At 34.8% G+C, this 22,408-nt stretch carries 20 protein-coding genes; 15 read left to right on the top strand and 5 right to left on the bottom strand.

Going from position 1 to position 22,408, the window contains the following annotated elements:
* Positions 1 to 60 precede the first annotated feature (60 nt).
* The 9 genes from AT726_RS03075 to AT726_RS03035 all read left to right on the top strand — a co-directional run bounded on the left by AT726_RS03075 (position 61) and on the right by AT726_RS03035 (position 10,125).
* The gene (locus tag AT726_RS03075; protein WP_068758973.1) at positions 61 to 2,004 is read left to right on the top strand and encodes a peptide ABC transporter substrate-binding protein; all 1,944 of its coding nucleotides are present in this window, start codon (positions 61 to 63) and stop codon (positions 2,002 to 2,004) included.
* A 306-nt stretch (positions 2,005 to 2,310) separates the two neighbouring features.
* A complete protein-coding gene (locus AT726_RS03070) occupies positions 2,311 to 3,270 on the top strand; it encodes an ABC transporter permease (protein ID WP_055242319.1) in 960 nt (319 codons plus the stop codon).
* The gene (locus AT726_RS03065; RefSeq protein WP_068758972.1) at positions 3,270 to 4,709 is read left to right on the top strand and encodes an ABC transporter permease; all 1,440 of its coding nucleotides are present in this window, start codon (positions 3,270 to 3,272) and stop codon (positions 4,707 to 4,709) included. The genes AT726_RS03070 and AT726_RS03065 overlap by 1 nt, the downstream gene beginning before the upstream one ends.
* A 21-nt stretch (positions 4,710 to 4,730) precedes the next feature.
* Positions 4,731 to 5,780, top strand: coding sequence for an ABC transporter ATP-binding protein (locus tag AT726_RS03060; RefSeq protein ID WP_068758971.1), 1,050 nt, complete (start codon positions 4,731 to 4,733; stop codon positions 5,778 to 5,780).
* On the top strand, positions 5,773 to 6,708 hold the full coding sequence (locus AT726_RS03055; RefSeq protein ID WP_055275922.1) for an ABC transporter ATP-binding protein: 936 nt from the start codon (positions 5,773 to 5,775) through the stop codon (positions 6,706 to 6,708). Before AT726_RS03060 ends, AT726_RS03055 begins: the two co-directional genes overlap by 8 nt.
* Before the next feature lie 238 nt (positions 6,709 to 6,946).
* The gene (locus AT726_RS03050; protein WP_068758970.1) at positions 6,947 to 7,129 is read left to right on the top strand and encodes a hypothetical protein; all 183 of its coding nucleotides are present in this window, start codon (positions 6,947 to 6,949) and stop codon (positions 7,127 to 7,129) included.
* 301 nt (positions 7,130 to 7,430) lie between these two features.
* Positions 7,431 to 7,895, top strand: coding sequence for a Spx/MgsR family RNA polymerase-binding regulatory protein (locus AT726_RS03045; RefSeq protein ID WP_055242309.1), 465 nt, complete (start codon positions 7,431 to 7,433; stop codon positions 7,893 to 7,895).
* A 244-nt stretch (positions 7,896 to 8,139) separates the two neighbouring features.
* Complete coding sequence (locus AT726_RS03040; RefSeq protein ID WP_055242306.1) at positions 8,140 to 8,952, top strand: DUF4037 domain-containing protein; 813 nt, start codon at positions 8,140 to 8,142, stop codon at positions 8,950 to 8,952.
* 45 nt (positions 8,953 to 8,997) lie between these two features.
* Positions 8,998 to 10,125 (top strand): competence protein CoiA, encoded by a 1,128-nt coding sequence (locus AT726_RS03035; protein WP_055242303.1) that lies wholly within the window; start codon positions 8,998 to 9,000, stop codon positions 10,123 to 10,125.
* 25 nt (positions 10,126 to 10,150) lie between these two features.
* Here the strand turns inward: AT726_RS03035 and AT726_RS03030 are convergent, their stop codons facing one another.
* Positions 10,151 to 10,726, bottom strand: coding sequence for a CYTH domain-containing protein (locus AT726_RS03030; RefSeq protein WP_055275918.1), 576 nt, complete (start codon positions 10,724 to 10,726; stop codon positions 10,151 to 10,153).
* A gap of 130 nt (positions 10,727 to 10,856) precedes the next feature.
* Here AT726_RS03030 and AT726_RS03025 point away from each other — a divergent pair, with 130 nt between their 5' ends.
* The 3 genes from AT726_RS03025 to AT726_RS03015 are packed head-to-tail and all read left to right on the top strand — an operon-like array spanning position 10,857 to position 13,228.
* Positions 10,857 to 11,549: a GTP pyrophosphokinase gene (locus tag AT726_RS03025; RefSeq protein ID WP_055275917.1), complete on the top strand. Its 693-nt coding sequence runs from the start codon at positions 10,857 to 10,859 to the stop codon at positions 11,547 to 11,549.
* A gap of 1 nt (position 11,550) precedes the next feature.
* Complete coding sequence (locus AT726_RS03020; RefSeq protein ID WP_068758969.1) at positions 11,551 to 12,348, top strand: NAD kinase; 798 nt, start codon at positions 11,551 to 11,553, stop codon at positions 12,346 to 12,348.
* Positions 12,349 to 12,358: 10 nt separating this feature from the next.
* Positions 12,359 to 13,228: an RluA family pseudouridine synthase gene (locus AT726_RS03015; RefSeq protein WP_068758968.1), complete on the top strand. Its 870-nt coding sequence runs from the start codon at positions 12,359 to 12,361 to the stop codon at positions 13,226 to 13,228.
* Between the two features lie 35 nt (positions 13,229 to 13,263).
* Here AT726_RS03015 and AT726_RS03010 read toward each other — a convergent pair whose 3' ends face one another.
* Positions 13,264 to 13,557 (bottom strand): rhodanese-like domain-containing protein, encoded by a 294-nt coding sequence (locus tag AT726_RS03010; protein ID WP_055242293.1) that lies wholly within the window; start codon positions 13,555 to 13,557, stop codon positions 13,264 to 13,266.
* 127 nt (positions 13,558 to 13,684) lie between these two features.
* On the opposite strand from AT726_RS03010, the gene AT726_RS03005 reads away from it, so the two are divergent.
* Positions 13,685 to 14,575 (top strand): helix-turn-helix domain-containing protein, encoded by an 891-nt coding sequence (locus AT726_RS03005; RefSeq protein WP_055275911.1) that lies wholly within the window; start codon positions 13,685 to 13,687, stop codon positions 14,573 to 14,575.
* A gap of 112 nt (positions 14,576 to 14,687) precedes the next feature.
* Complete coding sequence (locus AT726_RS03000) at positions 14,688 to 15,788, top strand: ABC transporter ATP-binding protein (protein ID WP_055275909.1); 1,101 nt, start codon at positions 14,688 to 14,690, stop codon at positions 15,786 to 15,788.
* A 1,106-nt stretch (positions 15,789 to 16,894) separates the two neighbouring features.
* Here AT726_RS03000 and AT726_RS02995 read toward each other — a convergent pair.
* From AT726_RS02995 to AT726_RS02985, 3 genes are all read right to left on the bottom strand, one after another.
* Positions 16,895 to 17,866, bottom strand: a complete 972-nt coding sequence (locus AT726_RS02995) for a LacI family DNA-binding transcriptional regulator (RefSeq protein ID WP_055244710.1) — start codon at positions 17,864 to 17,866, stop codon at positions 16,895 to 16,897.
* Positions 17,867 to 17,958: 92 nt separating this feature from the next.
* Entirely contained in the window at positions 17,959 to 19,296 is a 1,338-nt protein-coding gene (locus AT726_RS02990; protein WP_055244708.1) for an MATE family efflux transporter, read from the bottom strand.
* A gap of 22 nt (positions 19,297 to 19,318) precedes the next feature.
* On the bottom strand, positions 19,319 to 21,151 hold the full coding sequence (locus AT726_RS02985; RefSeq protein WP_068758967.1) for a glycoside hydrolase family 13 protein: 1,833 nt from the start codon (positions 21,149 to 21,151) through the stop codon (positions 19,319 to 19,321).
* Between the two features lie 316 nt (positions 21,152 to 21,467).
* On the opposite strand from AT726_RS02985, the gene yunB reads away from it, so the two are divergent.
* Positions 21,468 to 22,316, top strand: a complete 849-nt coding sequence (yunB, locus tag AT726_RS02980) for a sporulation protein YunB (protein ID WP_237297184.1) — start codon at positions 21,468 to 21,470, stop codon at positions 22,314 to 22,316.
* Positions 22,317 to 22,408 lie beyond the last annotated feature (92 nt).

Genomic DNA, 22,408 nt, shown 5'->3' with positions numbered 1-22,408 from the left:
ATCATAAATTGATACAAAAAATTCCAATTATGGAAAGTTTTTTATAAGGGGGACATTATAATGAATAAGAAATTAGTAAGCATTTTTGCTGCTGCTTTCTGTGCATTTGGTCTTGTCGCATGTTCATCAAATGATGCTGGCAATCAACCAAGTGGAGAAAGTCAACAATCTTCGAGTGTTAGTGAGACAAACTCGAATAAAGTATTAAAATTATTACAAACATCTAACATTAAATCATTATTACCTTGGCAAGCAACAGACAACGTATCATTCTTAATGTTAGGAAACATCTTAGAAGGTTTAGTTTTATTTGGAGAAAATGGGGAAATTAAACCAGGTGTTGCAGAATCTTGGGATATTTCAGAAGATGGATTAACATATACATTCCATTTAAATCAAGACGCTAAATGGGTAAAAGCTGATGGAACAGAAGTTGCACCAGTAACAGCTCATGACTTTGTTTATTCTTGGACAAAATTAATTGATCCTCAAAGTGGTGCTGAATATAACTTTATGTTAGAAACAGCTGGTGTTGTTGGGGCAAGTGATGCATTAGGACTAGCATCTAACTTAGTTACTTATAACACAAGTTCAAAAGAGTTAGCTGCTTTAAAAGTTGAAGATTACGAAGATGGTGAAACTGGTACAGCACAAGAGCAATATGAAGAAGCAAAAGCAGATTTAGAGGCATCTGTTGCATCTGCTGAAGAAGCAATTAAAGCATTAGGATTTGCATCAGTTGAAGAAGCAAATACAAACATGCAAACATTAATTGATCAATTAGGATTCAAAGCAATTGACGATTATACTTTTGAAGTAAAATTAGCAACACCAACGCCATACTTCTTATCATTAATGGCATTCCCTGCATTCTATCCAGTTAATGAAGCATTCGTTAATGAAGTAACAGAAGATAAATTTGGAACAAGTGTTGATACATTCTTATATAATGGTCCATTCTTATTTACTGAGTGGAAGATTTCAAAAAGCTTCTATTTAACAAAAAATGAATTATACTGGGATGCTGAAAATGTAGCATTATCAGGAGTTGACTTCACAGTTATTGAAGATGTCGATAATAATACTCAAGTTAGCTTATATACAGATGGAACAGTAATGACAGCTGGATTAAGTGGACAAAACGTAGCAACTTACGGATCACGTCCAGATGCGGTTGCAGAAGGTGATGCCGGGGTATTCTACTTAGAAATTAACCAAGGTAACGGAGCAATGACTCCAGAGATGAAATTATTATCAAATGCTAAAGCTCGTAAAGCCATCAATATGGCAATTGATAAATCATTCATCACAGATGAGGTATTAGCTAATGGTTCAACAGTCGCTGATTACTTAGTACCAAAAGATTTCGTATATGGACCTGAAGGAACTAAGTTTGAAGGAAAAGATTTCCGTTCAACTTATCCAGGATTTAATACATATAATGTAGAAGAAGCTAAAAAATTATGGCAAGAAGCAGTAGCTGAAACTGGTGTAACTGGTGCGATTGATCTAGAATTATTAATCCAAACTGGAGATACAGCTATCAAGATGGGATCTGCAATCCAGAATGACTTAAACGAAGCATTCAGTGAGTTTGGTTTAACTGTAACTGTTCAACCAGTTCCATTCCCAGAAAAATTAGCTCGTGTATCTGCTGGAAACTATGAATTAGCATTCTCAGGATGGTTACCAGACTATGCTGATCCAATGACATTCTTAGATATGTTCGTTACAGGTGGAGGACATAACAACTTAGGATACTCAAATGCTGATTACGATCAATTAATTAATGATTCAAAATCTGGAGATTTAGCAACTGATTATGAAGCGCGTTGGGAAGCATTAATCAACGCTGAAGAAATTTTATTAGGTCAAGACCAAGCTTTAATTCCTTTATATCAAAAAGGAACTGTAAGCTTACGTTCATTAAACTTAATTAACTACTGGCCACAAGCAGTTGGACCTGACTACTTCTACAAATGGGTAGACATTAAAGAAAACTAAAAAAGAGGTTTTACAAGCATAAGGCTACCTTGGTCTTATGCTTGTTTACCATAAATTATATTTTAGATGAGTATAAATTTTTTATGAAAGAAGTGACCTATCTATGGTCATGAATATTAAGGTTTTAATAAGGACTATGGCATTTAAATAAAACCTAATCATAAAAAATCACACATCTTAGAATTGTCTAAAAAATAGATTTAAAAAATGACAATTTAATTATTAATTTTTTAAATCTATCTTTTATTCAATACAACGAGAAAACATGAATTAAAGAGAAAGAAAATCCGGAAGGGGAGGTTAATGATGTTTAAGTACATTTTAAAGCGTCTTGGCTACATGGCGGTTACGTTATTTTTAGTTTTAACGGTTAACTTTTTATTGCTTCAGTTATTACCAGGAAGCCCATTTGATGGTGAGAAAAAGACGGAAGCTCAAATTGCTATTTTAGAGGAAAAGTATGGGATGAATGATCCGATTCCTGTACAGTATGCTCGATACCTAAAAGGAGTATTCCAAGGGGATTTTGGAACATCGTTTAAATTACAAAACCAAGAGGTTACGGATTTAGTTTTAACACGAATCCCTTATACAATTAAACCAGGAGCATTAGCTCTTTTGATTGGGATAATAATCGGGATTACATTAGGAGCTATCGCTGCAATGAAGCGAAACTCGTGGGCAGATCATATGATTACGATTATATCAGTACTCGGAGTTTCGATTCCATCATTCGTATTAGCTGCCTTCTTACAATATTTTATTTGTACAAAATTAGGATGGTTACCAGTTATTTATCAACCAGCTGACGAAATGCGTGGAGTAACGATGTGGGATGAATTTAAATCATTGATTTTGCCAGCTATTTCACTTTCAGTACCAGTCATCGCATCATTAATGCGTTACATGCGTTCAGAATTAATTGAAGTTTTAAATACAGATTATATTTTACTAGCTCGTGCCAAAGGGTTAACAAAAGCACAAGTTATTGTGCATCATGCACTGCGTAATGCATTAATTCCAGTTATTACAGTTGTTGGACCGATGGTTGTTTCAATTATGACTGGAAGTTTAGTGGTTGAAAAATTCTTTGGAGTCCCAGGGTTAAGTAATTTACTATTAAACTCTGTTACGATGAAGGATCAATTCTTAACGTTAGGAATCGCATTCTTCTATGCCTTCTTATATGTTATTGTTATTTTAATTATTGACTTATTATACGGTGTCATCGATCCTCGTATCCGTTTAGCTGGAGGTGGAAAATAATGATTTCAAAAAAATATGATCCAACAAAATTTGAATTAGCTGCAAAACATCAAGGTCAATCCGATGAAATTAAAACAGAAAGTTTAACTTTTTGGCAAGATGCTTGGCGTCGTTTACGTCAAAATAAAGCGGCACTTATTTCAATGTATGCCATTTTAATTTTAGTCGTTTGTTCATTCTTAGCACCAGTCATTGGTCCAAAACACTCAAGTGGGGAAGTGGTTAAATATAATCAAACTCCAGTTTTAATTGATCCAGATACAGGAACAAAAATTGAAAAATCACGCTTAAGTTATTTACCACCACGCGTTCCAGGACTTGAAAAATTAGGTATTTTAAATGGAACAAGTGTTAAAAAAATGACACCGTTTGATTTATTTGTCGGAAATTCATTACCACAAGAGGTAAGTACGTTAAACTCCGCTTTAACAAAAGCTGAATTTGTTGAAGCTTTAGGGATTAAGTATCATCCAAATGATTATGACATTATGGAGTGGTCTGGAAAAGGTGAAAATCTGATGATCACGATTCAATTACGCGGAGCATCATCAACTGAAACAGTACCAGTTACAGATTTAATGAGTAAATATTCGGCATATAGTAACTTAGACTCATTTGAATTAAAATCAACGGAGTTTGATACACAAGGAATTCAGATGATTAAAGTAAATGTTAATGCCTACGTGTTAAAAAATGTTGAACATTTATATTTCTACTTTGGAACAGATGAATTAGGATTCGATGTATGGACACGTTTATGGACAGGAGTTCAAGTATCATTATTAATTGGTCTTTTATCATTAATTGTTGACTTTACACTCGGAATTTTATACGGTTCAATTGCTGGATTCTACGGTGGGACAGCGATTGATAACGTCATGATGCGTATTACGGAAATTTTAGGATCTATTCCAACAACGGTTATCCTAATTATCTTTATTGCTTCTAAAGATGCAGTGCTTTCAGGAATTCAAAATATCTTACATGTTAAATTATCTAACGTCACAGGATCATTTATTATTCTTCTGATGGCCATGAGTTTAACAGGATGGATTTCAGTTGCTCGTGTCGTACGTGCGCAATATTTAAAATTAAAAGATCAAGAATTCGTCATGGCTTCAACAACACTTGGTGCAAGTAGTACTCGTATTATTTTCAAACATTTATTCCCAAATATTATTGGGCAATTAGTTGTTATGGCAACGTTCTCAATTCCAGCTGCTATTGCAACAGAAGCGATGTTATCATTCATTGGTTTAGGGTTACCCATTCCAATGCCATCACTAGGGGTATTATTAAGTGATGGAACAAGTAAAATGACGTTCTATCCTTACTTATTATTTGTACCAGCATTCTTTATGGTGTATTTAATGTTAGCAATCAACTTATTTGCAAATGGACTTCGTGATGCGTTAGATCCACGTTTACGCGGGAAGTAAGAAGGGGACGGTGAGAAAATCATGAAGAAAATACTAGATGTTAATAATCTGAATATCACATTCGATACATTCGCAGGCCCTGTTTCTGCAGTTCGAGGTGTGAGCTTTACTTTACACGAAGGTGAGACATTAGCAATCGTTGGGGAATCAGGATCAGGAAAATCAGTTGCTTCAAAAGCGATTATGGGGATTTTGGCTGAAAATGGTAAAATTACTGACGGTTCAATGACATATACAAAAGAAAACGGAGAAGAAATCGATTTAGCGAAATTATCTGAGCGCGAATATCATACAATTCGAGGAAAAGAAATCGCGATGGTCTTCCAAGATCCAATGACATCATTAAATCCAACAATGACCATTGGAAAGCAAATCATGGAACCAATCATGAAACATCAAGGATGTTCAAAAGCAGAAGCGAAAGCTAAAGCAGAAGAATTAATTACTCTTGTTGGAATTAGTGAAGCAGCAAAACGTATGAAGCAATATCCTCATCAGTTCTCTGGTGGGATGCGTCAACGTATCGTTATCGCTATTGCTTTAGCATGTAATCCACGTGTATTAATTTGTGATGAACCAACAACTGCACTTGATGTCACAATCCAAGCTCAAATTTTAGAGTTAATTAAAGATTTACAACAAAAAACAAATGTTGCTGTTATCTTTATTACACACGACTTAGGTGTTGTAGCAAACGTTGCCGATCGCGTAGCTGTTATGTATGCAGGACGCGTTTGTGAAATTGGTACGAGCAATGAAGTCTTCTACAATCCATGCCACCCTTATACATGGGGATTGCTTGCGTCAATGCCTGATTTAGATACAAGTGACGAACAACTTTATGCCATTCCAGGAACACCTCCTAACCTTTTAACACCACCAAAAGGAGATGCGTTTGCGTTTCGTAGTGAGTATGCTTTAAACATTGATTTTGAAGAACAACCACCGATGTTCAAAGTCAGTGATACACATTATGCAGCAACATGGTTATTGCATGAACAAGCACCAAAAGTAACCCCACCTGCTGCAGTATTACGTCTTCGTGCAAAAGGAGGATACACTCATGAGTAATAACGAACGCGAAGTTTTATTAGAAGTTAAAAATTTAAAACAATATTTTAAAATTGACCATAAATTAACGGTTAAGGCGATTGATGATATTTCATTTAAGATTTATAAAGGAGAAACGTTTGGATTAGTTGGAGAGTCAGGATCAGGTAAATCAACAACTGGACGTAGTATCATTCGTTTATATCAACCAACAGCCGGAGAAGTTATCTTCAAAGGAAAAAACATTGCAAAAAAATTATCGAAAAAAGAAAAAGCAGAAGTTTGTCAACAAATTCAGATGATTTTCCAAGATCCAATGGCGTGTTTAAATCCTCGTATGCGTGTGATTGATATTATCGCTGAAGGAATTGATATTCATAAATTGGCGAAAAACAAAAAAGACCGTGAGGAAAAAGTTTATAAAATTTTAGAAGCTGTTGGTTTAAGTAAAGACCATGCTGGGCGTTATCCGCATGAATTTTCTGGTGGACAACGTCAACGTATTGGGATTGCCCGTGCGTTAATTACAAATCCGGAGTTTATTATTGCTGATGAACCAATTTCTGCGCTTGACGTTTCAATTCAGGCACAGGTGGTTAACTTAATGAATACTCTGAAAAAAGAATTTGGATTAACATATTTATTCATTGCGCATGACTTATCAATGGTTAAATATATTTCAGACCGTATTGGAGTTATGCATTTAGGACGCTTAGTTGAGCTTGGAAGTGCAGACGATATTTATGAAAATGCAATTCATCCATATACTCGTTCATTATTATCTGCCATTCCACTTCCAGATCCAAACTATGAGCGCGATCGTAAACGTATCGTTTATGACAAATCACAAATTGATTACTACGCTGGGGACTGGACAGAAGTAGCACCAGGACACTTCGTTTTAGGAACAAAAGAAGAAATTGAAAACTGGAAACAGTCACGTAAATAAAAAGAAGTTGTAGCCGAATATTTGGTTACAACTTCTTTTTTTATTTGACTCTGTTAGTTTAAAAGATAGTTGAGTTTTAGATAAATGTTGATTTCGATAGAAAGCCACTTAATCGAAAAAGTAACGCACATATAATTTAAAATTTAGACTTTCCTGTTGAATATCAACATGTTCTTAAAACACAGCCTTAACTGAATCAGGTAGACAATGTGGAGTTTTTAACATTATTTCAACTAGATTGTTAGGAAATGTCGGAACTGTTTTAACTTTATTAGGAGCGGTAGCTTGTTCCATTATATTAGGAGATACAGACTTTAGAAGTGTTGGATTCAGGAGTGCTGATGCTTTACGTATCAACCAAGATGCAATTGTTAAACATTCCTTTATTGCTATTCGCTATTTATTGTTTGTATTATTTTAACACAAATCAATTTTATTATTTTATAGAATTGAGTGAGTAAATATCACAGAGGATAAATGATGACTTTATTAGATTAAGAAGTTTTATAGGCAAGTTTAGACACTTTTTTATTTAATCTTAAAGAAATGAATTAGAGAAAAAGTAAATATAGTTATAAACTGGAGGTTTAAATTAGTTGATGAATTTATGAGCAAACTAGTTGAAATTAGAAATGAAAGTCATCATTAATAGGTTGTATCTAATTAAAGGGTAGTGTACAATATAAAAGATAGATGATGGCTATCGTTATGGAGGGATATGGATGGTTGAAATTTATACATCTCCCAGCTGTTCATCATGCCGTAAAGCGAAAAAATGGTTAGATGAATATGGGATTAAATATATTGAAAAAAACTTATTTGTAACGAAAATTACACGTGAAGATATTAAACAGATTTTAGAAAAAACAGAAAATGGATTTGAAGATATTATCTCAACCCGTTCAAAAGCATTTAAAGAAAATAACTTAGATGCAGATGAGATGACAATCAATGAATTACTTGATTTTATCGTTGAAAATCCAAGTGTTTTACGTCGTCCTATTATCGTCGATAAACATCGTTTACAAGTGGGATATAATGACGAAGAGATTCGCTGTTTCTTACCACGTGAATTACGCAATGTCATCTACTGTAAGAATTGTGATAACTGTAATTGCTCATATGTTAATGCTTTAGAGCGTGCGTTAAGTGACAATTTTATAGAGAATACAAGTAAAAGAAACTAATATATTAATAGTAAGAGAAGTAATCTAGGTTAAAGATTACTTCTTTTTTTATACCAGTTGATCCATAGACAGAGAGTTATAGAGATAAATATTTTTAAAAACAGACAAACATATTTTTAAAATTTAATGAATACATTGTAATAAGTGATCTTTAACATACAAACAGCAACTAAGCAATCTGTATTATGTATAGTTGTTTTTTATTATGTCATAAAAAATTCGAAAAATGGAAGGAGAGAACAAGATGATCAATGTGAATGAAATTTTACATCGCTTAATCGCTGAATTCCAAAGTATTGAGCAAGTGACGGCTATTGCCATGGCAGGATCTAAATTTTCTAATTATCAAGATGATTTATCCGATATTAACATAAATATCTACTACACCGAATTTATTCCTAGTGAGACGAGAAATCAAATTTTAATGAAGTTTTCAGAGTCTATGGAACTAGACTGTCCAGGAGAAGTACAAACCGACCATTGTTTACTTCGGGATTTCCCTATTGAACTTGATTTATGTTATCTAGATATTGAAGAAATTGAAAAACAACTTATTACTGTGATGAATGAAGCGTGTGTTACTCGCTATAATTCAACGCGTATTGCTTATTTTGTTCATTACTCAAACATTGTATTTGATCGTCATGAACAATTATCGACATTGAAACAAAAATATACCTCGCAATATCCTGATCTATTACGACAAAAAATTGTTCAAATTCAATATCCTTTACTTAAATCAAACTCTAAATCATACTACATTTCATTCGAACGGGCCCTTGAACGTCGAGATCGAATTCATATTTCTAGCCTTTTAAATGACTATTTAAAAAGCTATTTAGATCTCTTATTTGCGATTAATCGACAATTTTATCCAATTGAAAAGCGAATTATACAAATCATGGAAGAATCTTGCCCGCTAATACCTAACCTTATGAAAGAACATATTGAACTTCTGTTTATTCATGCGGGACGTTGTGATAAACAACTTTTAAGCGTCTTAGATATTATGATTAATCAAGTCACTCATCTTTTAAATGAACAATATCTGCTTTAAAAAGAAATTCACCCTTTTTTGCGTAAGTTAAAGTGGGTGATCAATATGTTAACAGCAAAACAAAATAACCAACTCGTTGATTTAACACAAATTCCAAAAAAGGAACTTGCACAACTAAAACTTAGTTCAAATTATGAGTGCCCGTATTGCGGCTCTCCTGTTATTTTTAAACAGGGGCCAAAAAGAAGGGCGCATTTTTCCCATATAACTCCTTGTGATTACGATAGTCATACTCATGAAAGCGAAGCCCATCAGCTAAGCAAGCTCGTATTATCACAGTGGTTAATTAATCAAGGAGCCACCTCCGTACAGCTTGAATATCGATTGTCAGCTGTTAATCGGATTGCAGATATTTACTTTGAATGGAATGAGCAAAAATATGTGTTTGAAATTCAAAAAAGTCTGATGACACCAGAGCTCTTTGAACAGCGAAATAAAGATTACCGTCAGTCAGGAATTCAGGTGATTTGGATTTTTATCCGTGATATTCAGGAAAGATCACACACTTATTTATTAAATCAAGTCATGCGGCTTCAAAAGGGAAATCGATTAATTCATTTTAATGTCCTCACTGAAACTCTTACTTTTTTTGATCATCTTGTTTGGTTAAATCAAAAAGAGGTTGAAGGAACGATTCAAGCTGTTCCCCTGAAATTTTTATCGTTAGATCAACTACTCTTCCCACCACAAGCGTATAAACAAAAGCGATTAAGTCAATGGTTAGCCATTAAGAAAGAATTTCGATGTCAAAAATATGTAGGTTATCAACGAAAAGAATATGGTCTTTTAAGAATGTGTGCACCTTTTTTAATTAATTTATCTTTATTACCATCAGTTGTTGGCTGGCCGATTGAAGAGGTTGCATACGAGAAGCCACTCTTTATTTGGCAGGCGTATGTTGTTTTATGTATCATGTCTAATTATGAAGAACATGAGGTGTTTACTTTATCAGAAATCCGCCAAAAGTTAAGACTTCATTATCGACTAAAAGAGTCACAGCACACATGGTTAGGTTTGAAAAAATATTTAGAGTTATTATCTATGTTTGGTATGATTCGTGAGCAATTTGGCTATTATGAATATATTAAGAAACCACATTTATACTTACAGCTTGAACCTTATTTAATAGAGGATGAGCAATTAGGTCAACTTTGGTTGCAACAAAAAAACTAGCTTCTACCTTAGAAGCTAGCTTTTCCTATTTTTTAGCGACGGCTGTGGCGCGCTTAATTTTATTTTCAGCGGGACGCGTCGGAATATTATGTTTATTTAATAAATCGTTAAAGATTTTTAATCCTTCATGATAATCTTTAACTTCATATTCTAGTTCGAAATCAATCACTTCACCATAGAAGCTTTTATCTAGGACAAGAAGTCCATTTTCATAAGGAACTTCGGCACGTTTGGTTGTTAAATCTGTCATGACGCGTAATTCATCTACATGAATTCCTAACTCAACTAAGGCATCGTAAACAGGTCCTTTTACGAGTTGATGATCATGTTTAAATGTTTTGTAGTCTGCTTTTGTAATCATTTGATTTGTCTCAAGTAGACCGACTTCTGCTTTCGTTTTTAATGTTAATTCATACGTGTTATTTTTTACTCGTACGCGAAGAGCCGCTTGTTGGCGTTTTAAATCATGAGATAGTGTATCAAAATAGACATTTTTTTGTGTCCAAATTTGCTCTTCATGAATTGAGAAATAATTTAATAATTCATGATATTCATTTTCATCTAACATGTTTTTAAATTCAATTTCCAGATTTGTAGACATAAACAATCTCACCTCTATTTAATTATGACGCAAAGACATGATATAATCAATGAGTGAAGAAAATATTTATAAAATAAGTTGAGTGAGAGACAACAGATTAAATCAAAGTGAAGAAATAGAGGTGAATTTAATGGATTGGTTAAGTTTTTTTGAGCCGTATGAATTAGCCTTACAAGAATTAAAAATAAACTTACGCGGAATCCGCCAACAATATAAAACGAAGGGATTACACTCTCCGATTGAATTTGTAGATGGTCGTATTAAAACGATCTCGAGTATACTGGATAAATTGGACCGTATGGGGTTATCAATTCAGGAGATTGATAAAGTATATGATATTGCCGGAATTCGTATTAACTGTCAGTTCGTTGAAGATATTTACATGGTGGTTGAGTTATTAAAAAAACGTCAAGATTTAGAAATTGTTGAGACACGTGATTACATTTTACATCAACGTGCAAGTGGATATCGATCGTATCATATTCATGCTTATTATCATTTAGAAACGATTGATGGCATGAAAAAAGTTATGGTTGAATTTCAAATTCGAACACTTGCAATGAATTTTTGGGCGAGTATTGAACATTCATTAAACTATAAATATGAAGGACAAATTCCAGAAGGAATTAAAGACCGATTAAAACAAGCTGCTGAAGCTGCTGCTTGGTTGGATGGTCAGATGTCAGAGATTCGTGATGAAATTGCGGAGGCACAGAAAACATTTGAAAAACGTCAATCCGATGAGTTTAGAGTGGTTGAACCGCCTGCTAGCCTAGTGACGTTAAATGAAGATTATTTAATTAAAAAGCATAAAGGAGATTAACATGAAAGTAGCAATCTATGCGAACGAGCGTGAGCAGTCTCAACAAGTCAAAGAGCAACTTATGTTAAAATTACAACAAGCACAAATCCAATTAAATGATCAAGAACCTGAAATTGTTTTAACGATTGGTGGGGATGGGACCGTTTTACATGCGGTCCATCATTATCTGAATCAAATTGAGAAGGTTAAATTTATTGGGATTCATACGGGTCACTTAGGTTACTACACAGATTGGTTACCTGATGAGTTAGATGAGCTTGTGGAGTTTTTAAAACAAGAACATTCAAACATCAATCACCATCCATTATTGTCCATCGTCCTTTGTGAGTCTGTAGCTTCCGAAAGTGAAGTTTGCCATCAATTATATGCGTTTAATGAAATGACGCTTTTAAATGCTTATCGAACGCAGCATTTAAATGTGACCATTGATGATTTGTTTTTTGAATCGTTTCGTGGAACCGGTGTCTGTCTGTCAACCCCAACGGGAAGTACAGCGTATAATAAATCATTAGGGGGAGCGATTATTTATCCTAGCTTAAAAGCGTTCCAAATGACCGAAATTGCATCGATTAATAATAATGTGTTTCGTACAATTGGATCACCATTAATTATTCCGCAAGAGCAAGTCGTGACACTTCAATCAGAAAACTTTGCTGATGTGACGATTACTCGTGACCATTTATCTGAATCATATCAAAATATTCAAAAAATTAAAGTGACCCTATCAGAACGTTCCGTTGCTTTCATTAAACGTCGTGATGGACTTTTCTGGGGACGCGTCAAGCAACATTTCTTATAGGAGTAGCGACATGAGTTTGACTTTAACTTACACGATTAAACCAGAAGAACACGGAACATCTATTTTAAATTTTTTAAAGAAACAAGAGATTTCTAAAAAAGCGATTGTCGCGACGAAGCATCGTGGAGGAGATTTGCAAGTGAATGGAGAGCATCAAACGGTTCGCTATGTCTTACAAACAAACGATGAGCTAAAGATTATTTTTCCGCCAGAAGAACGAAGTGCTGGATTAGCTCCTTATGAGTTGCCACTTGATATTATCTTTGAAGATGATTACCTATTGGTGGTGAATAAACCAGCAGGCATTCCGACCATTCCATCGATTCGGCATCCATATGAAACGTTAGCCAATGCGCTAGTTCACTATTATAATCAACAAAAAATTGAATCCACGATTCATTTTGTTAATCGACTTGATCGGGATACATCAGGCTTATTAGTTGTGGCGAAATATCGTCATATTCATCATTTAATGACAAAAGATGTGAAGCAAATTAAACGAAAATATTATACCCTTGTGAAAGGTCATCTCACGACTTCAGGCACAGTCGAAGCTCCAATTGGTAGATTGCAAGAGGGAAACGTCAAACGTGGGGTTCGTGAAGATGGAGATCATGCAGTCACGCATTATCGTGTGATTGAAAGACAAGGTGAAAATACACTCATTGAATGTGAACTAGAAACGGGACGAACACACCAAATTCGTGTCCATATGGATTATTTAGGACATCCCTTGATTGGAGATACACTGTATGATGATCAAGCACTAATTTTAGAAGATGGCCATTTATTGCATAGCTATTATGTCAGCTTTATTCACCCAATTACAAAAGAAACGTATGAATTTCAAACAGACCTTCCCAAACGTTTTTCAATCTAAAAGAAGTGAGTCCCGTGAGGACTCACTTTTTATCTTTAATAGCGGTATCGCATATTTGTATAGCCACCTGCGATACTAATCACTTTATATCCAGCTGGTTCAAGCATCATACATGCTCGATAACTTTCACCCCCATGAGCGCAGATTAAATAATAGGTATCTCGCAAATTTAAGTAGCGCTCTGGATACATGACGAGTGTTTGATAGGGGATATTAACCGCTGTTGGAAGGTGAAATTGAGCATACTGATAAGGATCACGAATATCAATAATGACCGGATTCGTACTCATGATTTGACTCAATTGAGCCATTGTAATACTTCTTGGCATAACGGACCTCCTTTGTTAGTAACGTAAATCGTTTTTTATCGTTCACACAGGCGAAACTATTATGTTGTCAGCATCTAAAAAATGATATACTTAATATATATTATGAGGGGAGAAGTGGGGATGTTATATGCTTTTACAAATAAAAGAGCTTTATAAAGAAAAATGTATTATTGATGAGATGCCGGACTATCCAAATGATTATTACTGGTTCAAAGATGAAGGGAATCATTTGATTGGCATAAAGAAAAATGTTCCGACATCAGAAAAAAAATTGCTATCCTTATTATTTGATGAGATTGTCTCTGTTGATTTTGATCAACAAAAAAGGTTATTTTGGTTAGAGTTATTGTTATATGGAAAGACAAAATTACTAGAGACGATGGTTCATCCATACGATGAAGTACGATTTATCTTTTTCCATCATAATTTTGATTCGGACACAAAAATTGAATTTGATCAATTAATTAAAAGTTTTAATGAGAAATTCATTGTTTTATTTATTGATCGTGAATATGGTGTGATTCTTGATTTCAACAAACGAAATGAATATGACGTGGAAGAATTTGAAGAAATTGCAAAAGCAATCAACGAAGATTTCTATTATTATACGAATCTTTATAAGACGGTCGATTATTTGATTGATGATCAAATCTCTGAGGCTTTTCTAAAAGAATTTAATCTCTATCAAAAGTATCGAAATCGTCAAGTTCTTATTATGGAACAACAAGAACTTCTATTACAATATATGATTTTAACTGTTAATGATTACGATGGATTTAACCAATTGGCGCAAAAGATTGAAAGATTATCTTATGATCTTGTGGAAGTGGTGAAGTGTTATTTAGACAATAACTTTAATTTATCGATGGGGGCGAAAGCCTTGTACATGCATCGCAATACGTTCATGAACAAATTAGAACGATTTATTCAATTAACGGGACTTAATGTGAAAGAGTTTAAACATGCCATTGTAGCCTATATTTTAATAAAAAACCTCGAATTAAAAAGTAATATGTAAACGTTATATACAAGGTGCACAAGTTATATGATTAAAATGAGTGCAAGTTGTTTATTGAAAGTTAATCGCTTTCATTCTATAATTTACCTATACCAAGAGGGAGGAATTAAAAATGGCTGAGTTAAAATTGAAAAACATTTATAAAATTTATGAGAACAATCCAAATCCATCTGTAACAGATTTCAATCTAGATATTGCAGATAAAGAATTCATCGTATTCGTTGGACCATCAGGATGTGGGAAGTCAACAACATTACGTATGATTGCGGGGCTAGAGGAAATCTCTAAAGGGGAATTTTATATCGATGGTGTCTTAATGAATGACGTGGCGCCAAAAGATCGTGATATCGCGATGGTATTCCAATCTTATGCATTATATCCTCACATGAATGTTTATGATAACATGGCATTCGGATTAAAATTACGTAAAATTCCTAAAGAGGAAATTGATCGTCGTGTGAAAGATGCGGCTCGTATCTTAGGGCTTGAACAATACTTAGATCGTAAACCAAAGGCGTTATCAGGGGGACAACGTCAACGTGTTGCGTTAGGACGTGCTATCGTACGTGATGCGAAAGTATTCTTAATGGATGAGCCATTATCAAACTTAGATGCTAAATTACGTGTTGCCATGCGTTCAGAAATCATCAAATTACATGAGCGTTTAGCGACAACTACAATCTACGTTACCCATGACCAAACAGAAGCGATGACAATGGCTTCTCGTATTGTTGTTATGAAAGACGGAGTAATTCAACAAATCGGATCTCCAAAAGAAATTTATGATAATCCAAAAACTGTTTTCGTTGGTGGATTCATCGGATCTCCTGCAATGAACTTTGTTCATGGTAAAGTAGCAAATGGTTACTTTATTGCAGATAACTTAAAATTCCGTATTCCAGACGCCAAATTTAATATGTTAAAACAAAAAGGATATGATAATAAAGAAGTCATTTTTGGTATCCGCCCAGAAGATATTCATGATGAACCAATCGTAGCGGATACTTATAATGAAGCAAAATATAAAGCTGAAATCGAAGTAGCAGAGTTATTAGGACATGAGTCTATTCTGTATACAACTTTAGCTGGGCAACAATTAGTTGCTAAAGTAGATGCTCGTTCTGATGTTCGTATGGGAGATACATTAGAGTTAGCGTTAGACATGAACAAATGCCACTTCTTCGATGTAACAACTGAAGAAGTTATCCGCTAATTTTATTTAAACACACACATACACACGTTAAAATATAGCCAAAGCTGTCTCGAAAGGGACAGCTTTTTATTAGTTAACCTATTTAAGAAATGAAAGTCAATTCAACATTTAATGAGGGACTATCGCTAAAAAAGTGACGTATGTTTTAGACTTGCCTCTCTAAGAAAATAGTATGATTAGTTAGAACAATCGTTGGAGAGAGTAAAAAGATTCAGTTTGATTGAATAGTAGTTTTATTGCAACTATATATAAACAGATAAGTATTCTACATCTCAAGTAGCAAATAAGAAATACTGATATGTTTTACCTATCAAGGCAGGCTATCGTCCAAGGGTCACCTGGCATTTTCGAAGAAAATGTATACTCAATTGCTAGGGCTTTAAATTTTCTCTGAAGAAAATTTATCTGGACTTATATAGTTGATGAGGTACAACTATGAATGTTTAAGGATATAGGGGAACTGGGTTAGATTATTTAATCAATCATCGTTTTATTTGAATACAAAAAGGAGCTGTATCTATTTCGATATAACTCCTTTTCGTTTATTTACTTTTAGGTTTACTACATAGTCTAGTCTAAACGCTTCAGTAATTTTAATACTATAACTAATTAAATTTTCAACTGAAAATCCATTCCCTACTAGCGGAGGAAAGCTAACAGCTCGTACCTCGCTATTAGCGTAGGTGACCCATTCCCTACTAGCGGAGGAAAGCTAACAGCTCGTACCTCGCTATTAGCGTAGGTGACCCATTCCCTACTAGCGGAGGAAAGCTAACAGCTCGTACCTCGCTATTAGCGTAGGTGACCCATTCCCTACTAGCGGAGGAAAGCTAACAGCTCGTACCTCGCTATTAGCGTAGGTGACCCATTCCCTACTAGCGGAGGAAAGCTAACAGCTCGTACCTCGCTATTAGCGTAGGTGACCCATTCCCTACCAGCGGAGGAAAGCTACGAGTTCGTTTGCCTCACTACGTAGCGCAGGGGACTCATTCCAGTTTCAATAAGTCTCTCTTTTATAAAGTTGAAAAAAGGCTGTAGACTCCAAAAAGAGTCATCAGCCTTTTTTTGTTAACCTTCACGGCGAGATAAACGTTTGTTTCAACCTTTTATTTGGTAGATTCTCGTTCGATGAGTTCAACCGGTAAGGAAATATGTCGTTGTTCGATTGGTTCGTTATTGATTAGTTTAAATAATGTTTCTGCAGCGATTTCCCCCATTGAAACTATTGGTTGAGCAATTGTTGAAATCGTTGGATCTGTAAATTCACAAATACTAATGTTGTCGTAACCGATAATTTTAATCTCTTGTGGAACTTGGCGTCCTAGTTTCTTTAGGCAACGAATACAGTTTGCTGCAATAATATCACTTGCTGCAAAAATTCCATCAATTTCAGGATGAGTGACTAAGAAGTTATAGATTTCAGCATTGGTATCTGGAGTAAATTCTAGTTCTACTGTATGAACTTGAATATCTGGATGGCGCTGTAAGGTTTGTAAAAAACCGTTTGCGCGTTCATTAGCAGGAGATAATGTTTGAGGGCCTCTGAACTGAACAATCTTCCTACAATTTGCCTCAATTAATCGATTGGCTGCTAAGATTCCCCCCATATAATTATCTGCTGTAACAGATGGAATATCTTTACTAATAATACGATCTAATCCAACGATAGGAATATCCAAATTGATGTATGATACGATATCTGGAGAATTCGAACATAAAATTAGACCATCAATTTTATTTGTTGAAAAGATTTGTAAGTATTCTTTTTCACGGTCAAGGCTTTCTCTTGATGTACAAAGCATTGTTTTATAGCCATGTTGTAAAATAACTTCTTCAATTCCGGAGATCATATCATTAAAAAACTCATTTTTTAAATCTGGAATAATAATTCCAATAATTTTTGATGATTTTCGATACAGAGAACGTGCAATTTCATTAGGAACGTAATTTAATTCCTTAATTGCTTGCATAACTAACTCTTTTGTATGTTCATTGACATATCCTTTGTTATTGATGACGCGTGAGACGGTTGCTACAGAAACGTTAGCAAGCTTTGCGACGTCTTTAATATTCGCCAAAGTTTTTCACCTCTAAATTCCCTTATGACTCGTTATTTCTATCCTAATTATAAAAGACAATCTTTCACAATGTCAATGGATATCATGAGCTATTAGGAAATGAAAGACTTATTAGTCCATTTCTTGCCTCTAAATCTAAAGGTGAAAATCAGCCCTCTAAAACATTCGTCGATAGCAAATGCAATCCAAATCCCAACTAATCCAAGGTTAAAATGAATTCCTAAAATATAAGCAACTGGGATACAGATGAGCCACATTCCAACAATTCCAAAAATGAAAGGATAATTAACGTCTCCCGCTGCTTTTAGCGCATTCGTTAAAACTAAGTTTGAGGCGCGACCAATCTCAAGCGCTGTATTTACGAGTAATAATGATTTTCCAAGACTTAAAATAGCCGGATCATTTGTAAAGATTCCAAATAATAAATCACTACCGAAATAAGCAACAATTGAAAGTATCAAAGAAACAGCAACGGCCAACCCTTGGGTTTTAAAAGTTTGTTTATAGACTTCTTCATTCTTCTCTTCACCGATAAAATAACCGACTAAAACTTGATTCGCTTGAGCAATGGCTAAGCTAAATAAATAGATGAACATTGAAAGGTTGGATGTATAAACTCTCGTTGTAATTGCTAATGTTCCAAGTAAGGACACAAATGACAAAATGACAACTTGTGAACTTGAGTAAGCGACTTGCTCTAAGGCAGAAGGCACCCCGATTTTTAAAATATTTTTAATATCTTGAATTGGCCAACGTTTGAAAAATTGCTCTGAAAATGAGAAATCAATTTTTCTGACAATGATGAATGCAATTAAGAGCACGGTAATAAAACGGCTAAAGACTGTTGAAATTGCGACTCCAATTGGACCGAGTTCAGGTGCTCCAAATAAACCATAAATAAAGAGGGCATTGCCCAAAATGTTAATAATGTTTGCAATTAGTGTGATGATCATTGATTGCTTTGTATAGCCATAGCTTCGTAAAATTCCACTAAGAACCGGTTGAATGGCCATTAAAAATAAAAAGCTCCCGACAATTTTTGTATAAGTGACAGTTGTGTTCATGATCTCATCAGGTGTATTCATAAAGTCAAGAATATATTTGGAACAAACAACCATCACCATACTTAAAATAACCCCAATGATTAAGTTTGCACCGATGGATACGATCCCAACTTCACAAGCCTTTTGATGATGATTTGCTCCTAAATTTTGCGACATTAAAATCACAGTTCCAGCGGCAACAAAGTTAAACATTACCGCAATTAAATTAATGACTTGATTTGACATTCCAACAGCAGCAACAGCAGAGTCTGAATAGGCACTTAGCATAAAGGTATCGACCATGCCCATCAGCATAAATAAGGTTAATTCAATAAAAATTGGCCATGCCAATTGCTTCAGCGATTTGCGTTCAAAATTATCACTCATATCTGTTCTCCCCGCAACATTCTTAAATTTTCTTAAGAATCCAAGCAGTATAAGGTTTCACTGGTAATGTAGCCTTCATGCTTACTTCTGTGTTAGTCAACAATTCAGTATACACACCTTCTGGTAAAGAAGATAAATTAATGAGTTGAGATTTGTTATTGTTATTTAATATGACATAAATGATTTCATCATTTAATTGTTTTTTAAAAATAAGGTAAGAACCAGTATCACTAGCTTGTATCCATTCTAATTCAGAAGAACTTAAAGCTTTGTATGTTTTTCGAAGATGGATAAGTTGCTTTAAATAATCAAACATTTCTCGGTCCTGAGAGTCCTTATCCCAAATCATACATTTTCGACAAAGTGGATCAGCCCCACCATCTAGTCCAATTTCACTACCGTAATAAATACATGGTGTCCCTGCTTGTGTCATTAATAAAGTATAGGCGAGTAAAGCTTTCTTTTTATTTCCGCCACAAACTGTTAATAAACGCTGAGTATCATGGCTATCAAGTAAGTTAAACGCAGCTTCATTCACGTTTTTTGCATAGTTTGTCAATACCTTATTAATTGCAACCACAAACTGTGAGGAATTAATTTTATTTTGAGCGACATAGTTTAAAATAGCATCTCCTAGTGGATAGTTCATGACGGCATCAAATTGATCACCGTTTAACCATGGCTGTGAATCATGCCACACTTCTCCTAAAATATAAACATCTTTTTTTACTTCACGAACAGCATTTCTAAACAAGCGCCAGAATGTATGATCAACTTCATTTGACACATCTAAGCGCCAACCATCAATATCAAATTCACGAATCCAGTAACGACCAACTTCTAAGAAATAGTCGATAACTTCAGGATTTTCTGTGTTTAACTTGGGCATATTTTGAACGAATGCGAAAGCATCATAATTTAATCCACCTGGTTGTGTTAATGGATCAAAGTCATTTTCTATTAATGGGAATTTTCGAATATGGAACCAGTCTTTATATGTTGATTGTTCACCATATTTTAAGACATTCTGCCATTGAGGAAACTCCCAGCCACAATGATTAAACACGGCATCTAACATAATTTTCATTCCGCGTTGATGAGCTTCTTTCACAAGTCTTCTAAATGTTGCCTTATCACCAAATTGTGGATCAATCTCAAAATAGTCTGTTGTATCATACTTATGTGTTGATGGTGATTTGAAAATAGGGCAGAAGTAGATACCATTAACTCCAAGCTCTTGTAAGTGGTCAAGATTTTGAATCACCCCTTCTAAATCACCCCCATAGAATGTATCGTGCTTTGGATCAATACTTCCCCATTCTACTGTATGATCAGGATTTAATGCTGGATTTCCATTCGCAAATCGTTCAGGGAAAATTTGATACCAAATCGTTGATTTAACCCATTCTGGAGCGTTAAAAATATCAGCTGGATTTAAAAACGGGAAGCAGAAGAAATTTCCAATTTCATTCAAATAAGGATAGTTTAAGTCGTCATCATCAGTTAGTGGGACGATTTTTTTTTCACCAAATAAAATTCGTTGTTTTTCACTTTCAAGGATGAAGGCGTAACGCATACGTCTGAATTCCGGCTTGACTTCAGCAAACCAAAAATCAAATAAATCGGTGGATGCTTCTTTTTTCATCTTGATTTCGTGGCTAATCCAACCTTGTGCTCCTTCGGCATTTAGGTTTCCACCTCCGCCACCGGCCATCCAATGATAAGGATCGCCAAAACGGACTGTAACCTGCTCGATATCATTTTTGGCGGTACGTAATCGTACATGAATCGTTTCTAAGTCGTATGAATAGGCATAATTTTGATTTGGTCGATGATAAATTGCATGTAAGTTCATTACTTTTCACTCCTTTTGCAGATAAAACAGTTCAAGCCTGCTCGAGTTACGAATATACATTTATTACTGATGCAAGGATGCCTCCTTATATCCCCCATAGTGGAAAGCTAAGAGTTTTATTTTTATTTAAAATAGAATCACGTAATAAATGTATGATTGCCCCACCAGTTGAGGACTTTCTTCATTTTGTTTAGCGGTGGGGTCCTCGAGGGAACCCCTTACATTATGCCATTAGGGGGATGCAATCACAATGGAGTTTATTGGTGTAACCGGTTTTATTTTGGTAAAAAATTCAACGAAGGAGCGGCGGTAAAAAATGACGAAACGAATGCGAAGACGATCACGAAGAAGAAAAAAAACAACGAATTATTTTAAAAAGTGGAAACGACGAATTATTGCTATGTCAATCATAGGGGGATTCATTTATACAGCTCATTTTGTTTACAGTAATATTTATACAATTGTGATGAGTTATGCTTCAAAACAAACGGTTAATATTGCAACTTTAATTATAAAAGAAGCCATTGGGAGCAGCGACTTAGTCTCGTTTAAAGTAGAGGATGTCATTCATTTTGAAGAAAATGATGAAGGCTATGTCAGCAGTGTCTATATTAATACGCCTGAACTTAACCGTTTGCTCGTCTCGGCGACGCATCAAGTAGAGGAGAAGTTATTACTTGTTGAAAATGGAGATTTAAGTGAACTTGGATTAGATGCGATTTATGGCGGACCGTATGAAGATGGAATCTTACTCTCTGTCCCTTTAATGGCTGCGTTTAACCTCTCACTTTTTCATGAATATGGGCCACGATTTCCGGTTTCAGCTAAGATTATAGGCAATGCAGTGACTGACATCGAGACAGGTGTTCAACCGTATGGCATCAATAATGCGATGCTTGAGATTTTACTAAAAGTTACTGTTAGATTAAAAGTAACATTACCTTTTAAATCAGAGGAAACGACTGTCACTGTTTCTAGTCCGCTCGTCATTAAAATGATTACTGGACAAACACCGCAATACTACTATATTGGAAGCAGTAGTGCTTCACCTCTTAGTCCATTCACGAATGAATCAGGAAAAACAAATGAAACACAGACACCTCCGCCAAATGCTTCTCCTGAACAAAGCGTACAAAATGGTATGGAGAATATTTTATTAGAATAGGTTAACGATAGATGAAGATCATCAAATAGGTCACATTCTCTCACAAATAAGAGACGATATTTGCCTTTGCAAATAATGGAGGTTTTAGATCA

This window comes from Turicibacter sp. H121 (genome assembly GCF_001543345.1).
GTDB lineage: Bacteria > Bacillota_I > Bacilli_A > MOL361 > Turicibacteraceae > Turicibacter > Turicibacter bilis.
This window is presented reverse-complemented; position numbering and strand designations above follow the sequence as displayed.

Bases quoted from the DNA above. Each gene is read 5' to 3' on its own strand.
- AT726_RS03040 (WP_055242306.1), top strand. From the start codon at position 8,140: ATGATCAATGTGAATGAAATTTTACATCGCTTAATCGCTGAATTCCAA.
- AT726_RS03020 (WP_068758969.1), top strand. From the start codon at position 11,551: ATGAAAGTAGCAATCTATGCGAACGAGCGTGAGCAGTCTCAACAAGTC.
- AT726_RS03000 (WP_055275909.1), top strand. From the start codon at position 14,688: ATGGCTGAGTTAAAATTGAAAAACATTTATAAAATTTATGAGAACAAT.
- AT726_RS02990 (WP_055244708.1), bottom strand. From the start codon at position 19,296: ATGAGTGATAATTTTGAACGCAAATCGCTGAAGCAATTGGCATGGCCA.
- AT726_RS03010 (WP_055242293.1), bottom strand. From the start codon at position 13,557: ATGCCAAGAAGTATTACAATGGCTCAATTGAGTCAAATCATGAGTACG.
- AT726_RS03035 (WP_055242303.1), top strand. From the start codon at position 8,998: ATGTTAACAGCAAAACAAAATAACCAACTCGTTGATTTAACACAAATT.
- AT726_RS03060 (WP_068758971.1), top strand. From the start codon at position 4,731: ATGAAGAAAATACTAGATGTTAATAATCTGAATATCACATTCGATACA.
- AT726_RS02985 (WP_068758967.1), bottom strand. From the start codon at position 21,151: ATGAACTTACATGCAATTTATCATCGACCAAATCAAAATTATGCCTAT.
- AT726_RS03075 (WP_068758973.1), top strand. From the start codon at position 61: ATGAATAAGAAATTAGTAAGCATTTTTGCTGCTGCTTTCTGTGCATTT.
- AT726_RS03005 (WP_055275911.1), top strand. From the start codon at position 13,685: ATGCTTTTACAAATAAAAGAGCTTTATAAAGAAAAATGTATTATTGAT.
- AT726_RS03015 (WP_068758968.1), top strand. From the start codon at position 12,359: ATGAGTTTGACTTTAACTTACACGATTAAACCAGAAGAACACGGAACA.
- AT726_RS03065 (WP_068758972.1), top strand. From the start codon at position 3,270: ATGATTTCAAAAAAATATGATCCAACAAAATTTGAATTAGCTGCAAAA.
- yunB (WP_237297184.1), top strand. From the start codon at position 21,468: ATGACGAAACGAATGCGAAGACGATCACGAAGAAGAAAAAAAACAACG.
- AT726_RS03045 (WP_055242309.1), top strand. From the start codon at position 7,431: ATGGTTGAAATTTATACATCTCCCAGCTGTTCATCATGCCGTAAAGCG.
- AT726_RS03030 (WP_055275918.1), bottom strand. From the start codon at position 10,726: ATGTCTACAAATCTGGAAATTGAATTTAAAAACATGTTAGATGAAAAT.
- AT726_RS03025 (WP_055275917.1), top strand. From the start codon at position 10,857: ATGGATTGGTTAAGTTTTTTTGAGCCGTATGAATTAGCCTTACAAGAA.
- AT726_RS03055 (WP_055275922.1), top strand. From the start codon at position 5,773: ATGAGTAATAACGAACGCGAAGTTTTATTAGAAGTTAAAAATTTAAAA.
- AT726_RS03070 (WP_055242319.1), top strand. From the start codon at position 2,311: ATGTTTAAGTACATTTTAAAGCGTCTTGGCTACATGGCGGTTACGTTA.